We start from the raw sequence: 10,298 nt of genomic DNA, 5'->3' as shown, positions 1-10,298 counted from the left end.
TTAAAGACTATTTTTGATTTACTTAACACACAGCAAATTAATCAATTTGCAAAAACTGGGAAAGCTTTGAGCTTTCCTTTTTTGCGCATAAAAAAAGAACTGTCTCACTTTTGAGACAGCCTCTTCTCTCTTTGCCTTCTAGTCTATGCATCATTACATGAAACCTTTGCGTTAAAAAGCATAACCTATTGGCTGGTTGTACTTCTCCCCTCTCCTTTCCAGAATAACATGCGCTGCATCCAGCCCCGCTACCGCACGAATCCTTTCGTGTGGTTAAGTATTATAAATCAAACATTCTAAAAACAACAATATGATCTAAAAGTCCTTTTTCATCAGAATAATCTATTGCACTGCTGTATCTATAATCTTCTGCACGAAAAACTAAACCTGCTTTTACCGGATTTTGATGTACATAATTAATTTTCTGGCTAATCACCCTGTTACTCCATAACTCAATAGGCTTATTATCATGTCTCCAAAACTGAAATTGAGTTACATTTGAAGTTTTTGAGCCTTCTTTAAGGAAGAAATCTAGCAAGGGGTATATAATACCATCAATGACAAGACTGAAGGTCTAGTGTCTTTCAAAATAATGGAAATTTATGACAGTGTAAAATAATTTCTATCTGTCTCTTTCTATTCTAAAGTGTGATATGGATCACATATAAATAGTGATTTAGATCCTTTTTTTAAAAGAATGATATTGCCAACTTTACAGTACTAATTAAATAAATATAAATGAGTAAAAAAGTTTTATTCGTGCTTACGAGTCACGACGAATTAGGAGATACCGGTAGAAAGACCGGATTTTGGACAGAAGAATTGGCAGCTCCTTACTATGCATTATCTGATAAAGAAGTAGAAATAACATTGGCGTCTCCAAAGGGAGGTCTTCCGCCAATTGATCCGAAAAGTGAAGAACCATCATCTCAGACCGATGCTACGCGCAGAATGGATACTGATGAGGTATTACAGGATAAATTAAAAAATACACACAAGTTATCGGAAGTTAAAAGTGAAGATTTTGATGCCGTATTTTATCCTGGTGGTCACGGTCCATTGTGGGATCTCGCTGAAGATAAGGTTTCGCAACAGCTTATTGTTGATTTTTATTCCAATGAGAAACCTGTAGCATTTGTATGCCACGCACCTGGGGTTTTGAAGGATGTAAAAATAGATGGTGAATATCTGGTAAAGGATAAAAATGTTACCGGATTTACAAATACTGAAGAGGACGCCGTACAATTAACTGACGTAGTGCCTTTTCTGGTTGAAGACATGCTCAAAAGGAATGGCGGTGTGTACAGTAAGATCGAGGACTGGAATCCTTATGCGGTTGTTGACGGAAGATTGATTACCGGACAAAATCCTGCATCTTCCGAAAAGGTGGCAGGAGAGTTACTAAAACTCATTTAAAAGATATTCAACATATCATTTATATTAGAAAAGCGGCAAAAGCCGCTTTTCTAATATACGTACGTTCATTCTCCGCGCTACCGCACGAATCCTTTCCCCCTGCTACCGCACGAATCCTTTCGTGTGGTTTTAGCATTACATCAAACATTCAAAAAACATCCAAACATCAACAAAACCCCACCACAAAGCCTATAGGCCCTTCCAAAGACCCATCAGGCGCTTCTCCAGCCCCCTGTAGGGTCTTCCAAACAACCTACCCCCCCTTGAGGAACGGCCGGCACCCCCTTACCCAACGGGGTAAAACCGGTTATACAAGAGGGTAAAGCGGCTTCCAAACGGCCTCTATACTGTTACCCAAAAGGATGCAGCCCCTTATCATACGTCCTTGAGAAGGTTATGGAACAGCGTGCAGGAATAGATGATGTAATGATCAGAAATTGTTGGTTAAATTCCTTATGTTCTCCGCGGTATTGATGATCAATCTAGCTTAAAAAAGAAATAGACTACTGCTGCCCAGTCCTTTTTAACGCCTTTGGTATAGCCAATAGTACTGTGACTGCTGTTTTCTACCGTTCCATCGTCTTTGATGTAACCCACGGTGGAATGACTGCTGTTTTCTACCGTGCCATCTTTTTTAACATACCCTACGGTAGAATGACTTTCGTTTTCTATGGTGCCGTCACTTTTAATATACCCGATGGTCGAATGGCTTTTATTCTCGATCGTCCCGTCTGGCTTGATGTATCCTACGGTGGAATGGCTGCTGTTTTCAATCGTACCGTCCGGTTTGATGTAGCCTGTCGTGCTGTGGCTTCCCGACTCGATGGCTTGTGCACTTACCAGGAAAAGACTGAAGAGAAGGAAACCAGAGACTGCTGTTTTTATCATGATTTTAAAGTTTTTAATCGATTATTATTTTGTTTTGATGATGTATTAAAGATAGCGATTAGTTTAAAAAAACAGTGCCACTTAAAGATAAGTGGCGCTATTTGAAAGGTTTAAGGTCTAAAGAAACCTTTTTTGTATTAAAGTTTTACTATTTACCGCTTGATAACTTTCACCATTCTTACCAGGTCATTAGCAGCGTTCACTTTAACCAGATACCCCCCTGATACAAGTCCGGAAACATCAATAGTTCCCTTAGTATCATTAATTGCCTTCGTAAGTACCTGCTGTCCGGCTGCATTGTAAACCGATACCGACAGAATCTTCTGATCAAACGAAATGGTCAGAATATCCTGTACAGGATTGGGATAAACTTTCAGCTGATCTGCCTTTGCTGAAACTTCATCAAGCGCTAGACCGGCTTTAGCGAAAGTAGAAACTTTATGAACAGTCACACTACCTGTACCACAGGCAACAGGTATAAAAATTTTCTTTTGAACATAAGTACCGTCTCCTAACTGTCCCTTGAGGTTATAGCCACTGATTGCCAGAAATCCTTTATTATTTACAGCAAGTGTATTATTAGCTCCTGCTGCAATACTTTGCCAATCAGTTGCGGTTCCGATACGCATGGGTGTAGATCTGTGTATTTCTGTACCATCTCCTAATTGTCCCCAGCCATTATAACCCCAGGCCCATAGCGTTCCATCTGTTTTTATAGCTAAAGTAGAACCATATGTGCCAGTCTTCACACTTTGCCAGTCGGCTTCTGCTCCTACCTGTGTCGGAATATTCTTTGAAATTGTAGTACCATCACCTAATTGTCCTCTGTCATTATATCCCCAGGTCCATAGCGTTCCATCTGTTTTGAGTGCTATCGAATGATCGGTTCCTGCAGTAACAGTTTTCCAATCCGTTGCCGTTCCGATTTGAGTAGGGGAACTTACTGCTATGGCGGTACCATCACCTAACTGTCCTCTGTCATTATACCCCCAGGCCCATAGCGTTCCATCTGTTTTTACAGCAAGGGTATGAGATTCTCCGGAGGCGATACTTAGCCAGTCTGTTGCGGTACCGATTTGTACAGGTATGCTTTTGTTGATGATTGTACCATCACCTAACTGTCCTCTGTTATTATAACCCCAGGCCCAAAGTGTTCCATCTGATTTTATAGCAAATGTCTGCTTTTCCCCCGTTGCAATATCCACCCAGTCTGTTGCAGTTCCTACCTGCATTGGAATATTTCTGGTGGTTGTAGTTCCATCACCTAATTGTCCTCTGCTATTCTCTCCCCAGGTCCATATTGATCCATTGGTCTTCATACCTACTGAAAAATAAGCTCCAGCCAGTATTTTCGCCCAATTATTTTCGGTCCCTATTGGTGTCGGGGTATTTCTATTGATCATAGTTCCGTCTCCCAGCTCGCCATCATAATTATTTCCCCAGGCCCATAGCGTTCCGTCTTTTTTGATCCCCATTGAGTAATCAATACCTCCACTCACACTTTGCCAGCAGCCTATTGCGGTGGTAGGAAGTGTAGTAAAGGAACCTCCCGACATCCAGACAAACGGACTGAATCCACAATTGGATCCCACCCACCAATAGTACGTGGTATCAGGTAGTAAATTGGTCAGATTTGCTGTTGTAGAAGTAGAGGGAACACCTCCTTCAATACCTCCAAGTGTTGGGCTGGTACTGTAAAGATACACATACCCCTGGCCAGGAGTCACAGTTGCTGCCGTCCAGTTAAGACTAGCCGTTTCAGAAGTGATATTGGATGATGAAAATGGTGTTGGAGGAATACAGTATCCGGGACAAGCCATAGCAGTTAACGTATTTTTGTTAACTTTTGTACCGTCACCTAACTGTCCATTGTCATTTCGTCCACAAGCTTTTAGAAAACCATCAAATTTTTGTACAAGAATATGACTCTCTCCGGCAAAAACCTGCTTGTTATCTGAAGAGGAATCTACCTGTACAGGTGTTGTACTATTTCCTGTACTTGTACCATTACCCAACTGTCCAAAGCTATTGCCACCCCATGACCAGATTGTTCCGTCTGTCCTTGTTGCAAATGTAAAATTATTCCCAACCGCTGCAGTTTGCCAGTTGGTTGCTGTTCCTATTTGTATTTGGCTATATTTTGAAACCGTAGTTCCGTCTCCAAGCTGCCCATTACTATTATTTCCCCAGGCCCATAACGTTCCGTCTGTTTTTAGCCCTACCGAATGTTGAACTCCCGTATCAATACTTTTCCAATTAGCAGCAGTTCCAATTTGTGTCGGGATATTTTTTGAAACTGAAGTTCCGTCTCCAAGCTGTCCAGAGGTATTAATTCCCCATCCCCACAGCGTTCCATCGGTTTTTATCGCTAACGTCTGATAATTTGCTGCACGAATACTTTTCCAATCAGTGGCAGTTCCGATTTGTGTCGGGATATTTTTTGAAATGGTAGTTCCATCTCCCAATTGCCCATAGCCGTTACGCCCCCAGGTCCAAAGCGTTCCATCAGTTTTGAGTCCTACCGAATGTTCAATTCCGCCGCCAAGACTTTGCCAGTCCGTTGCTGTTCCTATCTGAGTCGGAACCTTTCTGTCAATTAAGGTTCCATCACCTAATTGCCCAAATGCATTATCTCCCCAGGCCCATAGTGTTCCATCTGTTTTAATGGCTAGTGTATGCTTATGGCCTACGTAAATGCTTTTCCAGTCATTTGCGGTTCCTATTTTTACAGGAACAGATCTGTAAGATATGGTTCCGTCCCCTAATTGTCCATCGCTGTTAACTCCCCATGCCCACAATGTTCCGTCTGTTTTGAGTCCTACCGAATGGTCTCCTCTTGTGGCAAGGGTTTGCCAGCAGCCCGTAAAAGCTGTGGTCTGTACATCAATAACATTTCTGAAAACAGGGCCCCAAACACCCGTATTGTCTTTCACACGGACATTCAATACGTGCAGGCCATTAGCAGGTAAAGGAATTCCTGCATCAGCCAGTTGCTCAAAAGAGCTGTTAAAATTGGCATCAGCAGCCAATAAAGCGGTTCCATTTCCCACACCCGGATCAGTATCCCAAAAATACTCCGCCTGGGAAACAGCAATTATAGGAGATGCCGAAGTTTGCTGAATATTAATGACATGGGTAAAAACCGGTCCCCAAATTCCCATATTGTCCCGGATGCGGACACTGAATGTATGCAAACCGCTACCCGGTGTAGCAACTCCTGCGGTACTGAGTTGTTCAATAACGCTGTCAAAAGTCCCATCGGCTGCCAATATGGGATTCCCGTTTCCGGCTCCCGGATCAGTATCCCAAAAATATTCCGCCTGGGAAACAGCTATGATGGCAGAGGTCTGATTGGGCTGAACATCAATAATGTGGGTAAAAACGGGTCCCCAAACTCCCGTATTGTCTTTGACACGGAGACTGAATTTGTGTAAACCACTGCCCGGTGTGGCAATGTCTGTTTTGGAAAGCTCTTCAACAACGTTATCGAAAGTCCCGTCGGCAGCCCATACCGGAGTCCCGTTTCCTGTTCCCGGATCGATATCCCAAAAATATTCTGCCTGGCTGATCAGTACTTGTGCCGGGCACAGCATGACCATCAACAAAGCAATTATACTGTAGATATAATTTTTCATATGCTATATCATTAGAAATTATTTAGAAAAGCCAGACCCGCTGATGTTAAATGTTCCGCTGGTAACAGATCTTGGGGTGGACAGATAGTTTACCCGAGGTTTATTACCATTATTTGCCGGCCAGTAATTCGTCCAGCTGTTAGAGCCTCCATAATGCCCGGCGTCGTTTCTTGTTAAGTCCAAATCTGTGTATTTTATACCGGGATTTCCGGCATTTACATTCATCCCGGTTACCGTATAGGCTACATTGTCGAAGTTCAGGTTCAATGATCCTGAATTGTCATTTTGCGTCATGCTACCTTCTGTTACAAAAGCATTGGTGAATACATTATAGTTAGCTGTTACCGTAACACTATTGCTTTTGTTTTGAATGCAGGCATTGGTCCCTCCCACTTCAAAAGAAGCGGCATTGTTCATAATAGCAATATTCCCTGCATTAGTGCTATTCCCTAAGTTCACGTAAAGCGGAGCCGTATCTGCGGGAATAGGATTATAAACGGTATTGTTAATGATTTCGTTAGAGCTTCCTGCTTTAATATTATAAATATAAATACCGGTACAGAAATTATTGCTGAACTTAAAATTATAATTGGATTGTGAATTGGATATAAATGAGTTGGATATATTCCCGTAAACCTCAATATCAGATCCGACAGGACTGTTATCCTGCGTAGCTACCACGGCAATACTTTCTGCTCTATTAGCCGTACATCTTCCGTGAGAAAACTTCAGGATTCCACTAATCGTACAACCGGAGATGTTGGTAGTGAAATTCACTTTATCCGTTAAAACATTATGCAGATCACAGTTCACAATATTAACGAAGGTTCTTCCTGTACCTATCGGAAAATTTGCCTGTACATTATAACTGCCGTAATAGCCTGAGCTCATATTGCTGATCGTCACCGTTCTTCCTGTTGCCGGATTGATGCTTACATTTCCCTGAATGATATACTTGGCATAATTGGTTTCGGAAACAAAAGTCAGCGATTTGTTGATAATCAGATTTTCTACATAAGCCCCTCCATTGGCTTTAGGCTGAATGATGATACGGTCCCCGTCTGAAGCTGCTGTGATTGCTGTACTTACAGTAGGATAAGCTCCGCCTGCTCCTCCATCTCTAACATATAGATCCGCTGCAAAAGCCATAGTACACGATAAGCCTGTGAAGGCAATGGTTAGTAGTTTCTTTGTCATAATAATGTAAAAATTAATGAGTTTGATATTAAATTATTGTTTGGTTTTTGAAATCACTGTTAGCTGCCATTTTCCCACCATCCTTTTGCCGAGCACAGGATTATAGAATAAGGATTTAAATCACTGAATAAACATTGATTTTGAAAGGGTCCGCAGATCAAAAAGCATCATTACTGACACCATATGAAACGTCCCAAAACTTCAATAAAACAGTGCCCACCCGGATCGAAAGCGAAGTACCGGCCATACTTTCATACCGGATATTCTTTATTTCCGATTGGCAGAAATTATTAAATAAATCCTATGGGGTTTATAGGGCTATGGTGCTAAAGAAATTGTGAAATTTACTGTTGTTTTAAATTGCTGGAAACAAGGAATTTTGATGTATTCCTAAGAATAGGTACAGCGTAATTTTGTTCATTTTTCATGATGTAATTAGTTTTCTGGTTAGTTTTTAGTTTTTTTAAAGAGCAACACGTTCTGTTATCAGAACTTTATGTGTTGATTACAAAAGTATATTTTTATTATGGATCATCAAAGCTAAAAAAATAAAAAGGAATTTTATCTCCACTCCCTTGTTCTCCGATCTGATATTGAAATATGTTCAAATATTTTTTTATTTTGCGGGCTCAAAGTCGGGAGACTTTGTACAGCGAGTCTATAAAAAATTTGTCTTTCGATATTTTTTTACAGGATCTTTCAAAAGAAACTCCTGAATATTCCGTTTAATTCTTAAATTTAACTCATGCAAAAGTATCTTTATCTCATCATTATATCATTTTCTCTTAGCAGTTGCTACACGTACCAGGTGAAAAAGCCAGTGGATCCGGCGGCCGACGCTAAGCAAAATACCACTGCACAAATGAAAAGCTCAACAGCTGAAACCCAAAGCCCGAACGCACCACAGGCACCTGCTCCCATTAATGTTCAGGAGAAACTGGCAGCTGGAAAAAATGTTAGAATTGAAGCAGATGGCAGAAGTTATAAAGTAATCGTTGACAGATGGGAAAGCGACAGCCTGGTGGCACACCCGGTTCATAATCCAAAGAAAATTCTGAAATTCCATAAAAACCAGATCAATAGCGAGAAAATTGCAGAAAAACGCTTTTCCCAACCTATCGCTGATATTCTTACGGTTACAGCTTACGCTGCAATTGGTGTTGGAATCTATCTTCTTCTCCGCTAGTTTTTTACCTTTCTGGTAATTATAGAAAATATCAGAAGTTATTATTTCGCAGTCTGCAAGTCTGTCGTATGGGTCAACCGTAAATTCAATGTCGTTTTTCTGAAGCCATAATCTTTTCCTCTCAGAAAATTATTTGAATCGATAGCTAACATTCACTCAGAGCTTACAACTCGTCTGTTATAATATTTTCTAACCATTGCTGAGCAAGGGTTTCTACATAATCAACAAATGTCGTTACACGATTAATTGTGTAAAATGTATATTCTGATTGTTCTTTTAAAACTTCAACATTTTCAAAACTATGGTCAGTAGCAAAAAGTAAAACCTGCTTTGTATTGGGGTCATAAAAGGTTTCATTTCCATTCGCTTCTTCGGCGAAACAAACCAGATCTTTTGTGTCAATTTGTTTTACATTTTCATCTTTACAAACCTGGTCATATAAGTCAATCCAGTCACCTAAACCTTTTGAGAGTTCGGATTTGATGAAAATAAAATTCTGGTTGTCAGTCAACATTTCAGTTTCTGTATCAAAACAGTGGTAAGTTTCCTTTATCCCGCCCATTTCGTCTAAGAGTAACTGGTGTTCAGATAAAACATCAATTTCAGTATGAATTTGTTCAATCTTGCATAACCAGCCACATTTAAAGCCATTCTTGTCCGTCCAAGTATATAGATAATAGTTTGCTTTTTTGTTTTTAGATGTTGTTATATCAACACTCAAAATTGAAGTCGATTGTAATAATAGTTGATATAAAGTTGGAAATATATTGATAAATTCCGGACTAAAAGTTTTACTGATGATATTAATTTCAACGCTATCATTTTGTCCTACAAACCAACTTACCTCTTGTTTGAAATTTTCAAAATCCTTTGTATCCATTGTTTTCTTGATTAATTTAATGTTTTTTTAACAGGTAGCGTAAAATGATAGCTTGACGATGGTTAGCAAATTTTGTATAAATTTTAACCTGTATTTTATCATATAACTTTTTGCTTTTAACTGCCGAATATACACTTTTAAAAATTTCTTTAAGATAGCCAATGAGCTGTTTGACTTGGAAGGCTCTTGTTTTATTCGTTTAACTTATTGTTGACAGTTAGAAATCTATTGATTAATCACTAAAGAAGAAACAATGATCAGAAGTTATTATTTCGCAGTCTGCAAAGCCCGTCGTATGGGTCAACCGTACCTCTAATAGCCAGAACAATGCTGTAAAAAATTCATCTGATTCTTTTTACAATCATAATTTTATTTAATATTGCAAAAAAGAACCATGAAAAACTCAAAATTAGTATTAGCAGCTATTTTAATGCTATTCTTGGCAGTGAACGTAACTGCACAAAAAAAGAAACCGGCAGCTCCGTCAAGGCCTGGACCGTTAGAAATGCCTAAAGATACCGAAATCAAGGTAATGCCCGGGGGTGAAGAATTTGAAAACAGTCTTTATGAGCTTGAAAAACTGGTCACCTTCAAATTTGATGCAAAACATAAAAATGCAGAGGTGTATATTACCGAAAATGGCAAACAAAAATTAATGTATAAAGCCAGGCTGGATGAAACCGGTGTTGATACAAAATTAAAGGCAGGAATCGATAACCGTAAAATATATAGCTTAGACGGTAAAACACTTTTGTTCACCTACGAAACGGAACCATCGGCTACCAGCTTAATAAAAATGATTTATAATTTTCCGGAAAAAAAATCTGCCATTTTTGATTTTTCAAAAGTATACGGGAGTAATGAATACACTATCGGTAAAACAGAAACTTTTAAATATTATCCTGTATATCTGTATTACTCAACATTTGATGCACCTAAATAATCACTGCATTATTTTACAGAATATAGAGAGGCTGTCTCAAAAGGGGCAGTCTTTTTTTGTGTCTCAAAGTTTGCGATCTACAATTTTTCAGGTTTAGATTTCCGTTATTTGTTTTTTCAGGAATTTTTTTGATATTTTAGTAAAAAGCAGGAT

7 protein-coding genes are annotated in these 10,298 nt (G+C 39.5%); 3 read left to right on the top strand and 4 right to left on the bottom strand.

What is annotated here, in order from left to right; translation table 11 throughout:
* Positions 1-738: 738 nt before the first annotated feature.
* Complete coding sequence (locus tag J4Q03_RS21170) at positions 739-1,416, top strand: type 1 glutamine amidotransferase domain-containing protein (RefSeq protein ID WP_426050088.1); 678 nt, start codon at positions 739-741, stop codon at positions 1,414-1,416.
* A gap of 477 nt (positions 1,417-1,893) precedes the next feature.
* On the opposite strand, the gene J4Q03_RS21165 is transcribed toward J4Q03_RS21170, so the two are convergent.
* The 3 genes from J4Q03_RS21165 to J4Q03_RS21155 all read right to left on the bottom strand — a co-directional run bounded on the left by J4Q03_RS21165 (position 1,894) and on the right by J4Q03_RS21155 (position 7,136).
* A complete protein-coding gene (locus J4Q03_RS21165; protein WP_426050087.1) occupies positions 1,894-2,304 on the bottom strand; it encodes a 5-fold beta-flower protein in 411 nt (136 codons plus the stop codon).
* A gap of 152 nt (positions 2,305-2,456) precedes the next feature.
* Positions 2,457-5,939, bottom strand: a complete 3,483-nt coding sequence (locus tag J4Q03_RS21160; protein ID WP_426050086.1) for a T9SS type A sorting domain-containing protein — start codon at positions 5,937-5,939, stop codon at positions 2,457-2,459.
* A gap of 18 nt (positions 5,940-5,957) precedes the next feature.
* Positions 5,958-7,136 carry a hypothetical protein gene (locus J4Q03_RS21155; RefSeq protein ID WP_426050085.1) on the bottom strand — a complete coding sequence of 393 codons (1,179 nt, stop codon included), beginning with the start codon at positions 7,134-7,136 and terminating at the stop codon, positions 5,958-5,960.
* Positions 7,137-7,881: 745 nt separating this feature from the next.
* On the opposite strand from J4Q03_RS21155, the gene J4Q03_RS21150 reads away from it, so the two are divergent.
* A complete protein-coding gene (locus tag J4Q03_RS21150) occupies positions 7,882-8,322 on the top strand; it encodes a hypothetical protein (RefSeq protein ID WP_426050084.1) in 441 nt (146 codons plus the stop codon).
* A gap of 163 nt (positions 8,323-8,485) precedes the next feature.
* On the opposite strand, the gene J4Q03_RS21145 is transcribed toward J4Q03_RS21150, so the two are convergent.
* Positions 8,486-9,202, bottom strand: coding sequence for a hypothetical protein (locus tag J4Q03_RS21145; protein ID WP_426050083.1), 717 nt, complete (start codon positions 9,200-9,202; stop codon positions 8,486-8,488).
* Positions 9,203-9,596: 394 nt separating this feature from the next.
* On the opposite strand from J4Q03_RS21145, the gene J4Q03_RS21140 reads away from it, so the two are divergent.
* Positions 9,597-10,145, top strand: coding sequence for a hypothetical protein (locus J4Q03_RS21140; protein ID WP_426050082.1), 549 nt, complete (start codon positions 9,597-9,599; stop codon positions 10,143-10,145).
* The last annotated feature ends 153 nt before the right edge of the window (positions 10,146-10,298 follow it).

Source organism: Chryseobacterium sp. NFX27, from assembly GCF_049887855.1.
Taxonomy (GTDB): domain Bacteria; phylum Bacteroidota; class Bacteroidia; order Flavobacteriales; family Weeksellaceae; genus Chryseobacterium.
Note: the sequence above shows the minus strand (reverse complement) of the source record. Positions and strands in the feature narration are given on the sequence as shown.